This is a genomic window from Pseudomonas sp. Marseille-Q7302, from assembly GCF_965111925.1.
Genome location: NZ_CBCOPK010000001.1, coordinates 2,542,732 through 2,558,849, shown reverse-complemented (window position 1 = coordinate 2,558,849; position 16,118 = coordinate 2,542,732). Strand labels below are relative to the sequence as shown.

16 protein-coding genes are annotated in these 16,118 nt (G+C 66.2%); 5 read left to right on the top strand and 11 right to left on the bottom strand.

From position 1 onward, the window contains the following. Window positions 1–49: 49 nt before the first annotated feature. Entirely contained in the window at window positions 50–2,923 is a 2,874-nt protein-coding gene (locus ACWPW1_RS12000) for a sensor domain-containing phosphodiesterase (RefSeq protein ID WP_454253019.1), read from the top strand. Here the strand turns inward: ACWPW1_RS12000 and rbsD are convergent. The 6 genes from rbsD to ACWPW1_RS11970 are packed head-to-tail and all read right to left on the bottom strand — an operon-like array spanning window position 2,920 to window position 8,740. Then, complete coding sequence (gene rbsD / locus ACWPW1_RS11995) at window positions 2,920–3,324, bottom strand: D-ribose pyranase (RefSeq protein WP_271654938.1); 405 nt, start codon at window positions 3,322–3,324, stop codon at window positions 2,920–2,922. The genes ACWPW1_RS12000 and rbsD overlap by 4 nt on opposite strands. Then, entirely contained in the window at window positions 3,321–4,229 is a 909-nt protein-coding gene (gene rbsK, locus ACWPW1_RS11990) for a ribokinase (protein WP_313649676.1), read from the bottom strand. The genes rbsD and rbsK overlap by 4 nt, the downstream gene beginning before the upstream one ends. Continuing rightward, window positions 4,219–5,238 carry a LacI family DNA-binding transcriptional regulator gene (locus tag ACWPW1_RS11985; protein WP_454253018.1) on the bottom strand — a complete coding sequence of 340 codons (1,020 nt, stop codon included), beginning with the start codon at window positions 5,236–5,238 and terminating at the stop codon, window positions 4,219–4,221. Before ACWPW1_RS11985 ends, rbsK begins: the two co-directional genes overlap by 11 nt. Further along, complete coding sequence (locus ACWPW1_RS11980; protein WP_454253017.1) at window positions 5,238–6,215, bottom strand: ABC transporter permease; 978 nt, start codon at window positions 6,213–6,215, stop codon at window positions 5,238–5,240. The genes ACWPW1_RS11985 and ACWPW1_RS11980 overlap by 1 nt, the downstream gene beginning before the upstream one ends. Then, window positions 6,212–7,768 (bottom strand): sugar ABC transporter ATP-binding protein, encoded by a 1,557-nt coding sequence (locus ACWPW1_RS11975; protein ID WP_323148513.1) that lies wholly within the window; start codon window positions 7,766–7,768, stop codon window positions 6,212–6,214. Before ACWPW1_RS11975 ends, ACWPW1_RS11980 begins: the two co-directional genes overlap by 4 nt. 15 nt (window positions 7,769–7,783) lie before the next feature. Beyond that, window positions 7,784–8,740 carry a substrate-binding domain-containing protein gene (locus tag ACWPW1_RS11970; RefSeq protein WP_454253016.1) on the bottom strand — a complete coding sequence of 319 codons (957 nt, stop codon included), beginning with the start codon at window positions 8,738–8,740 and terminating at the stop codon, window positions 7,784–7,786. Between the two features lie 207 nt (window positions 8,741–8,947). Here ACWPW1_RS11970 and ACWPW1_RS11965 point away from each other — a divergent pair, with 207 nt between their 5' ends. Continuing rightward, window positions 8,948–9,496 carry an adenine phosphoribosyltransferase gene (locus tag ACWPW1_RS11965; protein ID WP_454253015.1) on the top strand — a complete coding sequence of 183 codons (549 nt, stop codon included), beginning with the start codon at window positions 8,948–8,950 and terminating at the stop codon, window positions 9,494–9,496. 403 nt (window positions 9,497–9,899) lie between these two features. Here the strand turns inward: ACWPW1_RS11965 and ACWPW1_RS11960 are convergent, their stop codons facing one another. The 5 genes from ACWPW1_RS11960 to pnuC all read right to left on the bottom strand — a co-directional run bounded on the left by ACWPW1_RS11960 (window position 9,900) and on the right by pnuC (window position 12,561). Then, on the bottom strand, window positions 9,900–10,205 hold the full coding sequence (locus ACWPW1_RS11960; protein ID WP_454253014.1) for a putative quinol monooxygenase: 306 nt from the start codon (window positions 10,203–10,205) through the stop codon (window positions 9,900–9,902). Between the two features lie 64 nt (window positions 10,206–10,269). Further along, window positions 10,270–10,818 carry a GTP cyclohydrolase I FolE gene (gene folE / locus ACWPW1_RS11955; protein WP_059314959.1) on the bottom strand — a complete coding sequence of 183 codons (549 nt, stop codon included), beginning with the start codon at window positions 10,816–10,818 and terminating at the stop codon, window positions 10,270–10,272. Window positions 10,819–10,881: 63 nt separating this feature from the next. Then, window positions 10,882–11,436, bottom strand: coding sequence for a Smr/MutS family protein (locus tag ACWPW1_RS11950; protein ID WP_059314958.1), 555 nt, complete (start codon window positions 11,434–11,436; stop codon window positions 10,882–10,884). Between the two features lie 37 nt (window positions 11,437–11,473). Continuing rightward, window positions 11,474–12,001 (bottom strand): AAA family ATPase, encoded by a 528-nt coding sequence (locus tag ACWPW1_RS11945; protein WP_454253013.1) that lies wholly within the window; start codon window positions 11,999–12,001, stop codon window positions 11,474–11,476. Then, window positions 11,998–12,561: a nicotinamide riboside transporter PnuC gene (gene pnuC / locus ACWPW1_RS11940; RefSeq protein ID WP_434776621.1), complete on the bottom strand. Its 564-nt coding sequence runs from the start codon at window positions 12,559–12,561 to the stop codon at window positions 11,998–12,000. Before pnuC ends, ACWPW1_RS11945 begins: the two co-directional genes overlap by 4 nt. 266 nt (window positions 12,562–12,827) lie before the next feature. On the opposite strand from pnuC, the gene ACWPW1_RS11935 reads away from it, so the two are divergent. The 3 genes from ACWPW1_RS11935 (at window position 12,828) to ACWPW1_RS11925 (ending at window position 16,032) form a co-directional block, all read left to right on the top strand. Next, a complete protein-coding gene (locus ACWPW1_RS11935) occupies window positions 12,828–13,664 on the top strand; it encodes an undecaprenyl-diphosphate phosphatase (RefSeq protein ID WP_271654931.1) in 837 nt (278 codons plus the stop codon). Then, entirely contained in the window at window positions 13,661–14,161 is a 501-nt protein-coding gene (locus ACWPW1_RS11930) for a DUF1294 domain-containing protein (RefSeq protein ID WP_082696335.1), read from the top strand. Before ACWPW1_RS11935 ends, ACWPW1_RS11930 begins: the two co-directional genes overlap by 4 nt. A 74-nt stretch (window positions 14,162–14,235) precedes the next feature. Then, window positions 14,236–16,032: a gamma-glutamyltransferase family protein gene (locus tag ACWPW1_RS11925; RefSeq protein WP_454253012.1), complete on the top strand. Its 1,797-nt coding sequence runs from the start codon at window positions 14,236–14,238 to the stop codon at window positions 16,030–16,032. Window positions 16,033–16,118 lie beyond the last annotated feature (86 nt).

The window sequence follows — 16,118 nt, the reverse complement described above, 5'->3', positions numbered from 1 at the left end:
CCACTGGCTTCTGTGTCAGGATTCGAAAAGTGCAAGGGAAGGAGTCAGCATGAAGGTGCCTGAGAAGCAGCAGCTGGACGCGCGCTTACCGGGGCTGCAACGTTCGCCAGAAGGAAGCTGGCCGGATCCGAATGCGCCTGGATTGGAGGTAGAGGAGATCATCGCGCAGCTGCGCATGGCGACAGCGGATGCCGACTGGGCCTGGTATCAGCGGCGGGGTAACTGGTCGCGCATGGCCATGGGCAGCGGCGCCAGCGACTGGCCGCAGGTCCTCGATGACGATGAGCTGACTCAGCGTCGCGCCGAGATAGGGGCCAGCTGCCAGCCGACGGGAGGCGGGCCGACGCCCCTGGGCTGGCTCCTTGCGCGCCCTGACGGTCATACCGATTTCGCCGCCCTGGCCCTCAGGTTCGGCTTCGTCCTGCAACAGCTACAACTGCAGCGCGCCCAGGCCGTTCAGCAGGTGCTCTATGATATTACCTACCTGGCCAGTTCGACGGTGGATCGTCAGCTGTTCATGCGGCGCACCCATGAATTGCTGGTGACGCTGATCGACGCCGAGAACTTCTGCCTGGCGCTACAGGATGTCGACTCGGAGCAGATCCACTATCCCTATTATTTCGACCAACGCGATGAAAGCCCGCCAGAGCCAGGCTCCTTCGAGCTCATGGACCGGACGCGCCCCTCCCTGACGGCCTATGTGCTCATGCACGGGGTGCCCCTGCTGCTGCCCAAGGAGGCCATCGAAGCCGCTCAGGTACAGGGTCCCTATTATTGCCAGGGATCGGTCCCCGAATTCTGGATGGGCATCCCGCTCAAGGATGGCACCGATCGCACCTTCGGCGTGCTCAGCCTGCAGGTCTATGACCGTGAGCGGCGCTACGGCAGCGAGGACCAGGCGCTGTTCCAGGTGATCGCGCGCGACGTGGCCATGGCCTTGGATCGCATCCTTCGGCGCGAGGATATGGAGGCCACGGTAGGGCAGCGCACCCAGGAACTGTCCGAGGTCAATGCCCGGCTGCGCGAACAGATCGCCGAACGCGAGCGCGCCGAGCAACTGCAGGCCGCCCTGTTTCGCATCGCCGAACTCTCCAGCGCCAGCACGGACATGCCCGAGTTGCTAGGCGGTCTGCACCAGGTGGTCGGTGAACTGCTCTACGCCCACAACTTCTACATCGCACTCTACGACGACGCGTCGGGTGAGGTGAGCTTTCCCTATTTCGCCGACGAGCGCCGCGCCACGGCGCCGGTCGCCCGGCGTGGCAGCCGGGGTTACACGGAATACACCATCCGCCAGCGGCGGCCCTGTCTCATCGATCGGCAGAAGGCTCGCCTGCTGGTCGCCCAGGGAGAAATCACCCCGGTGCCGGGTACCTTTGAGGCTTGGTCCTGGCTGGGCATCCCGCTCTACGATGGCAAGCACGTTCGTGGCGTGCTGGCGGTACAGAGTTATCGAGAAGACGTCTACTACAGCCGACGCGATCAGGAATTGCTGACGTTCGTGTCGCGCCATATCGACACCGCGCTGTCACGGCGCAGCGCCGCCGAGGCGATCCAGCAGTCCCGCCATGCCCTGGAAGTGCGGGTACAGGAACGGACCCGGGCGCTGGACGAGGCCAACGCCCGGCTGCTGTACGAGAACAATCATGACGCCCTGACGCGGCTGCCCAATCGCAGCTTCTTCCAGCAGCGCCTGAGTCTGCACTGGTCGGCCCTGGAGCGCGAGGGGACGGGCCTGGCGGTGATGTTTCTCGATCTGGATCGCTTCAAGAGGATCAACGATCAGTTCGGCCACCCCTTTGGCGATCTCCTGTTGATCGCAGCCGGCGAGCGCCTGTCCAGCTGCCTGAGGGACACCGACCTGCTGGCGCGGCTGGGCGGCGACGAGTTCGCCATTCTGGTGCCTGGCGGCGGTCTGGAACCGCCGGTGGCCATCGCCCAGCGCATCATCGAGGCCTTCGATCGCCCCCTGGTGTTCGACGATCACAGTCTGTTCGCCTCCTGCAGCATCGGCATCGTGGTTGCCGATCCCGCGCTGCATCGGCAGCCGGACGACCTGCTGCGCGATGCCGACACGGCCATGTACCGGGTGAAGCAGGGTGGGCGCGACAACTTCGCGGTGTTCAACCAGGAACTGCGCCAGGTGGTGTCCGACCAGGTGGTGCGTGAGGGGGCACTGCGCAAGGCGCTGAAGAACGGCAACGAGCTGGAGCCGTTCTTCCAGCCCATCGTGGAGGTGGGGACCGGGCGGGTCGCGGCGCTGGAAGCACTGATCCGCTGGCGTCAGCCTGACGGCAGCGTGCTGGCCCCCGCGGCTTTCCTGACCGAGTTGGAGGGGCTGCGCCTGATCGGGCGCCTGGATACCTACATGCTGACGCGGATCGCCGCCATCCTGGCCGAGCCCGCCCAGGCCCACTGGCCGGTGGTGCACGTCAATTGCTCCAGCTACAGCATCGTGCGGCCGGAATTCGCCGACGAGGTGCTGGGCATCCTGGCGGCGCATGGCGTGGCACCTTCGCGCATCTGCCTGGAGTTGACCGAGGGCGCCCTGGTGGCCGAGCCTGAGCGGGCCAAGGCCACCATGGAGGCCCTCGACCGCCAGGGCGTCTCGGTGGTGCTGGATGATTTCGGCGCAGGTTTTTCGTCGCTGGGCTACGTCCACGAATATCGCTTTCGTGGCCTCAAGATCGACAAGTCCTTTGTCTTGCGCCTGGCGGAAAGCAATCGCAGTGTCGCCATCGTTCGCGCCATCGTGCGCATGGCCGAGTCCCTGGGGCTGGATGTGGTCGCCGAGGGTGTCGAGGACGCCCAGGCGCTGCAATTGCTCAAGGACATGGGCGCGCGCCATGCCCAGGGCTATCACTTCGCCCGGCCCCTGGAGCTGCTGGCAACCCAGCGTCTGTTGCTGCCCGCGGCAGGCTAGAAGGCCACGCCGGCGACCAGGATCAGGTTGGTATAGGGCTGGCATTCACCGGTGCGGATCTGGACCCGCGCCTGGCGACACAGGGTCTTCATCTCCGCATGGGAGACCAGGTGCCGAGTACCCAGGGCGCCCTCCGTGGTCAGGCGCTCCAGTTCAGCCAGCGCGGGCGGTTGGGCGGCGAGGGACTCCTCGGCGAGCAGATGGCTTTCCACCTGCATCTCGCTGAGCAGGGCGCGCAGGACGCTGAGGAAGTCGGGCACGCCAGGCGTGACGGCCAGGTCCACCAGCGGCGTACCGGGCGGCACGGGCATGCCGGCGTCACCGATGACCACCAGATCACCATGACCGAGACTGGCGACGGCCTGGGACAGGGCGATATTGAGCAAAGGCGTCTTTTTCACCGGGCGAGCTCCTGGCGAGTGGGGATGGAGGGCTGGGCGCCAGGACGGGTAACGGCGATGGCCGCTGCCTGCTGGCCCAGGGCGATGGCCTCATCGACACTCAGGCCTTCGGCGAGACCTGCCGCGAAGCCACCGAGAAAGGTGTCGCCGGCGGCGGTGGTGTCCACCGCCTTGACCGGAGTGGCCGGGTGGTGACGGCAGCTGTCGGCGCTGACCTGCAGCAGGCCCTGGCCGCCCAGGGTCAGCAGCACCTGGCGGGCGCCGGCGGCGACCAGCTGGCGTGCAGCCGCTTCCGCCTGCTGCAGATCGTCCACCGGCAGGCCGGTGAGCAGGCTGGCCTCGCTTTCGTTGGGCACCAGATAGTCGATATGGGCGTACCAGTCGGCTGGTAGCGGCCCCGTGGCAGGTGCTGGATTGAGGATCACCGTCTTGCCCAGGGCATGAGCGCGGGCCAGGGCGTCGCCTACGGTGGCCAGCGGAACCTCCAGCTGGGCGATCACCAGCTTGGCCTGGTCGAGCAGCGTCGCCTGTTCTTCCAGGTGCGCGGCGGACAGCTCGCCGTTGCCGCCAGCGACGATGACAATGGCGTTCTGGCCCTGGTCGTCCACCAGAATCGAGGCGATGCCTGTAGGCACCTCGGCGGCCACCGACACGCCGCGGCAATCGATGCCTTCCTGGACCAGGCTGCGGGTGAGGAAGTCTCCATAGGGATCGGCGCCGACGCAGCCGATCATGGCGACCCGGGCGCCCAGGCGCGCAGCCGCGACCGCCTGGTTGGCGCCCTTGCCGCCAGGCGCCGTGGTGAAGTCATGGCCGGCGAGGGTCTCGCCGCCCTTGGGCAGGCGCGGGGCGCGCACCACCAGATCCATGTTGAGGCTGCCGATGACGACGACGTCAGGGTGCATGGGAGGTCTCCAGAGCAGGGGGCGCCGCGGTGGATTCGCGCAGCACCAGCCGGGGTACGGCGATGTCGTGGGTGGAAGGGCTGCCGACCGCCTCGCGTCGCGCCAGCAGCAACTGGGCCGCGCGCTCGCCGAGGTCGCGGATCGACTGGCCGATGGTGGTCAGGGCAGGGTAGAGATAGCGGCTGAGTTCGATGTCGTCGAAGCCTACTACCGAGAGTTGGCCGGGTACGCTGAGCCCGTGTTCGGCGGCGGCGCGCAGCACGCCCAGGGCGATGGTGTCGTTGCCGGCGAAGATCGCGGTCGGACCCTCTTGCTGGGCCAGCAGCTCGCGCGCCGCGGCATGACCGGCGGCGGCGGTGAAGGGGCAGCGCCGGATGGTACCTGCTGGCACGCCCGCGTCCGCCAGGGCCTGCTGGTAGCCGGTGATACGCTCGCTGGCGACCGGAGAGTCGCCAGGGCCGCCAATGCAGGCGATGCGGCGGTGGCCGAGTTCCAGCAGATGGCGGGTGGCGAGCAGCCCGCCCTGGTGGTGATCGACGCGAATGTGCGCGGCCTGGACGCCTTCCAGTGGCCGGTCGGCCAGGACCAGGGGGATGCGCAGGCCGGCCAGGGCCCTGGCGAAGCGCGGATCGCCGTCCACGGTGGCGACCACCAGACCGTCGATCCGTCGCTCCTTGAGTACTCGCAGGTAGCGCAGCTGCTTGTCCGCATCGTCATCGGAATTGCAGAGGATGACGCTGTAGCCCTGGCGCTCGCAGTGATCTTCGATGCCGCGTGCCAGTTCGGCGAAATAGGGGTTCACCGCATTGGGCACCAGCACGCCAAAGGTGCCGGTGGCGCGGCTGCGCAGTGAGCGGGCCACGCCGCTGGGCACGTAGCCCAACTCGGCGATGGCCGCCTCGACCTTTTCCCGCACGCCCGGACTCACCGGGCGGCTGTTGTTCACCACATGGGAGACCGTGGTGTAGGAGATGCCGGCGCGCGCGGCGACATCCTTGATGGTCGCCATCAGCCCTGTCTCTTGGCGCGCTGGCTACGGTAGGTGTCGAGGATCACCGCGACGACGATGACCGCGCCGGTGATGATGCGCTTGGTCGGTTCGCTGGCGCCGATCTGGGCCAGGCCCGCGGCCAGCACCGAGATGATCAGCACGCCGAAGAAGGTGCTGATCACCGAGCCACGGCCGCCCATGAGGCTGGTCCCGCCGATCACCACGGCGGCGATCACCTGCAGTTCCAGGCCGACGCCGGCATTGGGGTCGGCGGCTTCCAGGCGCGATATCTGGAACAGCGCGGCCAGGCCCGCCAGCAGGCCCATCAGGGCGAAGACGATGATCTTGTAGGGCTTGGGGTTGATCCCCGCGAGGCGGACCGCTTCCTCGTTGGTGCCGATGGCGATCAGGTAGCGGCCGAGCACCGAACGGGTCAGCAGCAGCTGCGCGACCACGATCACCAGCAGCGCGATGACGAAGGACGGCGAGATGCCGAAGGCGACGGGCGTCGACAGCCAGGCATAGGCATCGCCGATGTAGGCGGTGCGCGAATCGGTCAGCTGGTAGGCCACACCACGCGCCATCTCCAGTACGCCCAGGGAGACGATGAAGGACGGGATGCGCCAGGCGACGGTCACGCTGCCAGTGAGGGTGCCGGTCAGGGCCGCGCAGAGCATGCCCAGGGCGGCAGCCGGCAGGATGCCCCAGCCCCACTCCAGGGTGGCGACGCTGACCACGGCAGCGGCCAGGGCCACCACCGAACCCACCGAGAGATCGATGCCGCCGATGATCAGGATGAAGGTCATCCCGGTCGCCAGCACCATCAGATCGGGGATCTGGTTGGCCAGGGTGGTGAAGGTGGCGTAGGAGAGAAAGTGGCTGCTCATCAGGGAGAACAGCACGATCATGGCCAGCAGGGCAGCGGCCAGGCCGATGTAGGTGCCCAGGCCCAGGCCGAAGGCACGCCGGGAAGAGGTGACGGGAAGGCTGCTCATCGAATGGCTTCCTGAGAAAGGGGTTGCGGCGGGACAGGTTCTTCCAGCAGGGCTTCGCGCGAGCGATAGCCGGCGAAGGCGGCGGCCAGCAGCCGCTCCTGATCCCAGTCATGGCGTTCGAAGGTGGCTTCCAGGCGCCCGGCAGAGATCACGCCGATGCGATCGCAGATCAGCATCAGCTCGCGCAGGTCACTGGAGACCACCACCAGGGCCTTGCCCTGGCGGGTGAGTTCGGCCAGCAGGCCATAGATCTCGAATTTGGCACCGACGTCGATGCCGCGCGTGGGTTCGTCGAACAGCAGCACCTGGCAGTCGCGTTCGAGCCAACGCCCGATCACCACCTTCTGCTGGTTGCCGCCGGAGAGCTCGCCCACCGGCTGGGTGCCATCGTTGCAGCGGATGCGCAGGCTCTTGATATGGCGCTCGGCCAGGGCTGCCTCGCGGGCGCCGCTGACCACGCCCTGCCGGGCGACCTTGGCCATATTGCCGAGGGCGATATTGGCGCTGATCGGCTGGCTGAGAAGCAGCCCTTCGCCCTTGCGATCCTCGGTGATGAGGGCGATGCCCTGGCGCACCACCTTGGCCGGCGAGCCCAGGTCGACCGGCTTGCCAGCCAGGCGCACCGCGCCGGAGTCGGCACGGTCGGCACCAAAGATCAGGCGCAGCAATTCGGTGCGACCGGCGCCGATGAGGCCGGAGATACCGTAGATCTCGCCCGCGCGGACGCTGAAGGAGACGTCGCGCACCTTGTCCGCGCGATTCAGGCCCTGGACTTCCAGCAGCGGTGGCCCGAAGCGGCGCTCGCCCATGTCCAGGTGTTCGCCAAGATCGCGACCCACCATGAGGCTGACGATCTCGTCGATGCCGTAGTGCGCCATGGGCGCATCGGCCACCAGGCGGCCGTCGCGCAGCACCACCAGTTGCTGGGCGATACGCTTGAGTTCTTCCAGGCGATGGGAGATGTAGACCAGCGCCACGCCTCGGGCGCGCAGGCGCTCGATCTGCTCGAACAGCAGCTCCACCTCGCGGGAGGTGAGCATGGCGGTAGGCTCGTCGAGGATCAGCACCCGGCAATCGCCGATCAGGTTGCGGGCGATTTCCACCATCTGCTGGTGACCTACACCGAGCTCCGCGATGGGGGTGTCGGGATCAATGGACTCCAGACCGACCTGGGCCATGGCCAGCCGCGCCTGTTCGCGCAGCTGGCGCCGGTCGATCCAGCCCAAACGGCGGGGCAGGCGGTCGAGAAAGAGATTTTCCGCCACGGTGAGGGTAGGCAGCAGATTGAGCTCCTGCATGACCATCCGCACACCCTGGGCTTCCGCTTCGCGGCGGCTACCCGGTGCATAGGGGCGGCCGAGGAAGCTCAGCTCACCGGTGGTGGGCTGCACCAGGCCACAGAGGATCTTGGACAGGGTGCTCTTGCCGGCGCCGTTTTCCCCGGTGAGCGCCAGCACCTGGCCGGCGCGCAATTCCAGGTCCACGCCGCCGAGTACCGGCTGGGCATAGGTCTTGCCGATGCCACGGGCGCTGAGGATGACCTCGGACGACATGGGGTTCTCCTCGGATCAGGGCTGGGTGACGAGTTCGACCGGCGTCTCGATCACCCCGTCCTTGGCACCGGTGGGCTCGCTCTTGACCAGCTTGAGCGCGGCCTCGATACCGAACACGGCCTGCTTGGCGGCGTACTGGTCGGCGGTGGCGAGGATGCGACCGTCCTTGAGCATCGGCTTGATGGCCTTGATGTTGTCGTAGCCGACCACCTGCACCTGGCCTTTCTTGCCAGCGGCGCGCACGGCGGAGACGGCGCCCAGCGCCATGCTGTCGTTGCCCGCCAGCAGGGCCTTCAGGTCCGGGTATTCGTTGAGCATGGCCGCGGCGACAGCGTTGCCCTTGTCGATCTCCCAGTTGCCGGACTGCACGCCGACGATCTTCATGCCGGCCGCTTCCATGGCGTCCTTGAAGCCCGCGGTGCGCTGCTGGGCGTTGGTGGTGGTGGAGACGCCCTCGATGATGCCGACCTGGTCACCCTGCTTGAGCTGCTTGGCCAGGTATTCGCCCACCAGGCGTGCGCCCTTGCGGTTGTCGGGGCCGACGAAGGGAATGTCCAGGGCCTTGGACTTGAGCACCTCGGGATCCAGGCGGTTGTCGATGTTGACCACCTTGATACCGGCGTCGCTGGCTTTCTTCAGCACCGGAACCAGGGCCTTGGAGTCGGCCGGCGCGATGACCAGGGCATCGACCTTGGAGACGATCATCTGCTCGACGATGCGGATCTGGCTGGAGGTATCGGTCTCGTCCTTGATCCCGTTGGAGATCAGGTCGAAGTCCGCGGAATGCGCTTTCTGGTAGGTCTTGGCGCCGTCTTCCATGGTCAGGAAGAATTCGTTGGCGAGGGACTTCATGACCAGCGCGACCTTGGGCTTTTCGGCGGCCGTGGCATGACTGGCGGTGAGCGGCAGGATCAGCGAAGCGGAGGTGAGAGCGATAGCCGCCAGCAGGCGGGCAGGGCGAAAGGCCAGCATAGGGGATCTCCGAATTCTTATGGTTCTTGTGGTCGCGCAAACGTTTGCGCGGAAAGGAGGATGTCCGCTTCGTTGGTAGCTGTCAACGGAAGTCACTACATGAATCGATTCAGCTTCCAGGGACGGCTGGTTGGCCCTGGCTGGGCAGGCCCCGGTATACTGTGCAATCGTGTTCAACCAGGCGCCCGACGCCCGAGAGTCTCTGCCATGTCCTTTTCCGAATCCGCCCTGAAATCCCTCATCCGCGCCGTGCCCGATTTTCCCAGGCCGGGGGTGATCTTTCGGGACATCACGCCGCTGTTCCAGTCGCCCGAAGGCCTGCGTGCCGTCATGGAGGCACTGCTGGAACGCTATCGCTCGGCGTCCTTCAGCCACGTCGGGGCGCTGGATGCGCGCGGATTCCTCATCGGCCCGATCCTGGCCTATGAACTGGGCAAACCACTGGTGCTGTTTCGCAAGCAGGGCAAACTGCCGGCGGAGCTGCTGACCGAGGTCTACAGCACCGAATACGGCGACTCGGTGATCGAGGTGCACAAGGACAGCGTCGGCGCCGGTGATTCGGTGCTCCTGGTGGACGACCTCATCGCCACTGGCGGCACCCTGGTCGCCGCTGGCAACCTGATCAAGCGCCTGGGTGCCGAGGTCCATGAAGCCGCCGCCATCGTCGACCTGCCTGAGCTAGGTGGCTCCAAGCGCCTGGAAGCGGCAGGCATTCCCACCTTCGCCCTGACGAGCTTTGCGCTGTCCGAGTATTGAGTTGCAGTTGATCGCGACTATCGCGGTCCGCACTGCTGTGCCTTTGCTCTCGTTTATCGCGGCCATGGGCCGCTCCTACAGGTACACCGAACAAATGTAGGAGCGGCCCATGGCCGCGATTGCGTCCAGCCCGTAGCGTGGAAAACCGCGTAGCGTTTTCCACCTGATGCCGATGCTCGTTCGTGGACAAGGCTGCGCCGTTGTCCACCCTACGACGGTGGTACCTTTTCGGGACCGGCCGCGTCTGCAGATCGCCATGGCCGTAAAAGGTCAATCAAGTCGTAGGTTGGGCTGAGCCCAGCAAAGCCCAACAGCTCCTGCCTTGGCGCCGGCCCCGTTGGGCTTCGACGATAAAGCCGTCTCAGCCCAACCTACGCTTTATCGCAAGCCTGGCAGCCTCTCGTCAAAGCTCAGCCGTAGGCTTTTTGGGCTCCAGCGGATACAGATCCACCTCGTCCGCCAGCTTGGGCAACTCGTTCAGAAAGGCGAGGGTATGCGGCTGGTTGAAGTGATCGTCCTGGGCGGCGACCGAGGCCCAGCGGGCCTGGATCACCCAGAGATCGCGGTCTTCACCGCCCTGGAATACCCGGTAGTCCAGGCATCCCGCATCCGTCACGGCCAGGGTGGCCAGATCCAGCAGATGGGCGCCCAGCGCCAGAGAGCGTTCGGGCTGCGCCCTGAGCAGGGTAAGGCTATGGACGTCCGGCATGGTGTGGGAGTCTCCTGAAGGATCGAGGTTTCGACCCTTCAGGATAGCGGACGTCGCAGCGGTCTCAGCGATTGATCAGGCCGAGGAATTCCGCGCGGGTGGCATCGTTGGCGCGGAACTGGCCGAGCATCACCGAGGTGACCATGGACGAGTTCTGCTTTTCCACGCCGCGCATCATCATGCACATGTGTTGTGCCTCGATCACCACGGCGACACCTGCCGCGCCGGTGACCTGCTCGATGGCCTCGGCGATCTGCCGGGTCATGTTTTCCTGGATCTGCAGGCGGCGGGCGAACATGTCGACCACTCGTGCGACCTTGGACAGGCCCAGTACCTTGCCCTTGGGCATGTAGGCGACATGGGCCTTGCCGATGAAGGGCAGCATGTGGTGCTCGCACAGGGAATACAGCTCGATGTTCTTCACCAGCACCATCTCGCTGTTGTCCGAGGTGAAGAGGGCGTCGCCCACCACTTCTTCCAGCGTCTGGTTGTAGCCGCGGCAGAGATACTGCATGGCCTTGGCCGCCCGCTTGGGCGTGTCCACCAGCCCCTCCCGGCTGATGTCTTCGCCGAGTCCGGTCAGGATCGAGGAGTAGTGCTGTTCGAGAGACATTTGGGTTCCTGTTTGTCGATAAGGAAGAGAGCGCTCGGATGAGACGTCACCCGAGTCACAGGATCACTCGTCGCGACCTTCTAGCATGGTGCGCTTGAGCAAGACATAAAGCGAGCCGGTCCCGCCATGGCGCGGCAGGCAGGACGTGAAACCCAGCACCTGGGGGTGCTGGCGCAACCAGGTGTTGACGTGACTCTTGATCAGCGGCCGGCGGCCATCCGTGCGCGCGGCCTTGCCGTGGGTGACCCGCACGCAACGGATTTCCAGGCGGGTCGCCTCGGCGAGAAAGTCCCAGAGGGTTTCGCGCGCCTTCTCCACGGTCATGCCGTGCAGGTCCAGGCTACCTTCGAAGGGGATCTGCCCCCCCTTGAGGCGGCGCAACTGGCTGTCCTGCAGTCCGTCACGGCCCCAGTAGAGTTCGTCCTCGGCGCCCACGTCGATGACGAAGGCATCGCTCAGGCCGTCGACCCGGATCGCGGTCGTGGTTCTGGTCGCATCGGCGCGGCGCTGGGCGACCTGGCCGAGGTCGGCGCGTGGCTTGCCGGTGTCGGCGCGATCCTGCTTGAGCGGACGGATCCCGCGGGTGAAGTCAGCGAAAGAGGCATCGTCGTCGTGCATGGCGTTCTCCGGTACAGGGCGTCATTCTACCGGCGGGTCAGGACTCGTGCAGCAATCGGCTCACCGCGGCCAGCGCGGCCTGTTGCCGCTCGGCCCAATCGCCGGAGATTTCCAGGACCGGCTGGCGATGCGCCCGCAGCCAGTCCCGGCAGTGGGCGAAGAATGCCAGGCGCTGGGCAAGATCCGGCTGGCAGCGCTGACCGTCGTCCTGCCAGGCCACATCGCGGGGGTCGAGCAGCAGGTGCAGGTCGTAGCGGCGGGCCAGCAGCGCGGGTTCCAGCCAGGCAGGCGCGTCGCCGAACAGCAGGCGACTCCAGAGCAGGTTGCTGAGCAGATGGGTGTCGAGCAGCAGCAGGGCCGGCGTGGCGGCCCGCGCCTGGTCTTCGCGGCGCAATTGCTCGCGGGCGATGACTTCCACGTCCGCCAGGGTGGTGTCGGTGCCGTGCCGCTCGCAGTATTCGCGGACGTACTCATCGACCCGGACACCGCCGAATCGCTCGGCGAGGACTGTCGTCAGCCAGGATTTGCCACTCGACTCGGGGCCGGTCAGCACCACCACCTTCATCGAGGGCTCGCCAGGGCGCGGCGCCAGTCGAGCCAGCCGTAGGCGGCCAGGGCGACAAAGACCGCATAGAGAAGCGCGGTGGGGTAGAGGCCCTTGTAATAGAAGAGGCCCACATAGATGACGTCCAGCACGAACCACAGCATCCAGCACTGCAGCCGCTTCTGCGCCATCCAGAATTGGGCGACCAGGCTGAAGCCGGTGAGCGCCGCGTCCAGCCAGGGCAGGGCGGCGTCGGTGTGGGTGCCCATGAGATAGCCGAGTGCAAGGCTACCCAGCGCACCCGCCAGGAGGCCGGCCAGCAACGGCTTGGCGGTGAGCGAGCTGACCACCCGACCCTGATGTTGCTGGCCGCCACGCAGCCACTGCCACCAGCCGTAGAGCTGCAGCACCGCATAGACGCACTGCAGCAGCATGTCGGAATAGAGTTTGACGTCGTAGAAGATCCAGACGTAGAGCACCACCATCACCAGGCCTATGGGCCAGGCCCAGATGTTCTGGCGGACCGTCAGCCAGACGGCGATCACCCCGAGAACGGCGGCCAGCAGCTCCACGGGCGACATGCCCAGCAGGGTGGTGAGTGACTCCAGAAACGACATGCTTCACATCCGGAAAGATTCAATTCGTCATTGTACGGCACCTAATGGCCGTCTATCGGTCTCTTCAACCGGTCTCGCTCTGGTAAGGTGCCGGGCGGCCGCTACAGCATGAGCTGTCCTGGGTACCGCGAAGGGCCACGCCCTGCGGAGCGTCACGGTTCGAACCCCGTTGCCGCCGGCGTCTTCGGACCCGGCTACCTGCAAATGTTTCACTTGGATGGAGTAATACCATGGACCTATGGAGTGCCTTGCAGGCGCTGATTTTGGGGATCGTCGAGGGCATCACCGAATTCCTGCCGGTTTCCAGTACCGGCCACCAGATCGTGGTGGCTGACCTGATCGGCTTTCGCGGCGATACCGTCATCGCCTTCAACATCGTGATTCAGCTGGCGGCCATCCTGGCCGTGGTCTGGGAGTACCGCTTCAAGGTCTTCGAGATCGTTACCGACCTGCCGCGCAAATCCTATGCGCAGCGGTTCACCGGCAACCTGATCGTGGCCTTCCTGCCGGCGGCGGTGCTGGGTGTGATCCTGGGCGACCTGATCCACGAGTACCTGTTCAACCCCATCACCGTGGCCTTCGCCCTGGTGATCGGCGGCGTGATCATGATCTGGGCGGAAAAGCGCAAGCACCGCATCCGCGTGGAAGAAGTGGACGACATGCGCTGGCACGACGCCCTCAAGGTCGGTTTCGCCCAGTGCCTGGCTATGATTCCGGGCACCTCCCGTTCCGGCTCGACCATCATCGGCGGCCTGTTGTTCGGCCTGTCGCGCAAGGCTGCCACCGAGTTCTCCTTCTTTCTGGCCATGCCCACCATGGTCGGCGCGACGGTCTATTCGGTCTACAAGTACCGCCACATGTTCGTCCCTAGCGACGCCATGATCTTCGCGGTTGGTTTCGTCACCTCCTTCATCTTCGCCATGCTGGCGGTGAAGGCGCTGCTGAAGTTCATCGGCAATCACAGCTACGTGGTCTTCGGCTGGTACCGTATCGTCTTCGGACTGCTGATTCTGGCCACCTGGCAGTTCGGCTGGATCGACTGGCATGCGGCCAAGGCGGCCGGGTGAAACCCGAGAAGGAACAGCAGAGCCGGCGCAAGCCGGCTCGTGCATCTGCGCAGTCCGCTACGCCCAAGACCGCCAAGCGGGCGTCCGCACCGACGCCCTATCAACAGCGCGCGGCCATCGCCCGTCAGGACATGCTGGCGCTGCTGCAGATCGCAGTCTTCATCCTGCCCCTGGTCGGCATGCTGTCCCTGGCCTTCGGCCGCGGCGTGCTCTGGCCACTGCCGCTATACCTGATCGCCAGCATCGTTACCTACCTGCTCTACAAGCATGACAAGCAACGCGCACGCGACAAGGGCTGGCGGGTGCCGGAGCGGGTCCTGCACCTGGGCGAGCTGCTCGGCGGCTGGCCGGGCGCCCTGATCGCCCAGCAGCGGTTTCGCCACAAGACGGTCAAGCTGAGTTTTCGCCTGGTGTTCTTCGCCATCGTCGCCCTGCATCAGTTGCTGTGGCTGGATGTGCTCTGCGGCGGCTTTCTGCACCGTCACCTGCCGCTCTGAGGTCAGGCAAGCGGCACCGATGCAGGTGATGGGCTAGGCTTGCGGGCGAATGCCGCCCGTTGCCCAGGAGCCCCATGTTGCGAACCCCTCGAACGATCCTCACGCCACTGTTCTTGTCCCTGATCCTGGCCGCCTGTAGCCAGAGTCGCGAAACCCCCTTGCCCACGGCTCCCGAGGCCGGTTCTGGTTACCGGAGCGGGCTGACGGCCAGTGAAGCCACCCGGCAGATGGCGGCAGCGGCCAATCCCCTCGCCGCCGAGGCGGGGCGCGAGATCCTGCGCCGAGGTGGTTCGGCCATCGATGCCGCCATCGCCATGCAGGCGGTTCTGACCCTGGTCGAGCCCCAGTCCTCGGGTATCGGCGGCGGTGCTTTCCTGCTCTATTGGGACGGTCACCGGGTCCAGGCCTACGACGGTCGCGAGACGGCGCCCGCAGGCGCCACGGAAAATCTCTTCCTGCACGCGGATGGCAGCCCCATGGCCTTCGAAGAGGCCCGCATCGGTGGTCGTTCGGTGGGCGTGCCGGGGGTATTGCGCGCCCTGGAGCTCGCCCATCGCGACCATGGCAAGCTGGCTTGGCAAAGCCTGTTCGAGCCGGCCATTCGCCTGGCGCGGGAAGGCTTTCCGCTGTCGCCACGGTTGCACAACCAGCTCCTCCACGATCCCTTCCTTAGGCAATCGCCCGGCATGGCTGCGCTCTATCTCGATGCCCAAGGCCAGGTGAAGCCGGTGGGAACCCGCCTGCGTAACCCTGAGTTGGCCGATACCCTGGCGCTGATTGCCAAGGAGGGTGCGGCCGCGCTCTATCGCGGCGACCTGGCCAAAGCCATCGCCACAGCGGTACAGGGGAGTCCCAATCCCGGTAGCCTGAGCCTCAAGGACCTTGCCGGTTATCGCGCCAAGGTCCGCACGCCGCTGTGCACCGACTACCAACGCTGGCGCGTCTGCGGCATGCCGCCGCCGGCCGGTGGTATCACCGTGGCCCAGACGCTCGGCATTCTCCAGGCGCTGGAGGCGCGCGACCCGGCCTGGGCCCTGGCTCCCTTGCGCCCGGTGCCAACCGCGCTGCCGGCGGCGCAGGAGCCCAGACCAGAAGCCGTGCACCTGATCAGTGAGGCCGAACGCCTGGCCTATGCCGATCGCGCCCAATACGTGGCGGACCCGGATCTGGTGCCGGTCAACGTCAGCGGCCTGCTTGATTCAGGGTATCTGGCCAGTCGCGCTCAGCAGGTAGGCGAGCGCAGCCTGGGCAAGGCCGCCCCGGGTACGCCGCCGGGGCCGACCCTGGCCTGGGCGCCGGATCGTTCACCGCTGCGCATCTCCACCTCCCAGGTGGTCGCTGCGGATGCCTGGGGTGGCGCGCTGTCCATGACGACCACGGTAGAGAGCTACTTCGGCTCCCACCTGATGGTGAAGGGCTTCATGCTCAACAACCAGCTGACGGACTTTTCCTTCGTGCCTCGCGAGAAGGGTTTGCCAGTGGCCAATCGGGTCGAACCGGGCAAGCGCCCGCGCTCGACCATGTCGCCCACCCTGGTGTTCGATCGCCAGAGCGGCGACCTGGTAGCGGCTCTGGGGTCGCCGGGTGGCTCCCAGATCGCCGGCTATGTGGTGAAGACGCTGGTTGGTTTGCTGGACTGGCAGCTGGATCCCCAGACGGCGGCGGGTTTGCCGAATTTCGGCAGCCGTAACGGCCCCACCGAGCTGGAGCGCGGCGAGACCACGCCGGCCTTGCGCCAGGCGCTGGAGCAGCGTGGGCATCAGGTGCGCGAAGACGAGATGACCAGTGGCATCCAGGTCATTCGCCGGGTGGGATCAGGTTGGCAGGGTGGCGCCGATCCGCGGCGCGAGGGCGCGGCGCTGGGGGATTAGGTCGCGGGTCGTCGGGGCTGGGGAGGATCCTCACCCCAGTCCTCTCCCAGGGGGAGAGGAAGCCACTAGGGCGCTGGAGCAGGCTC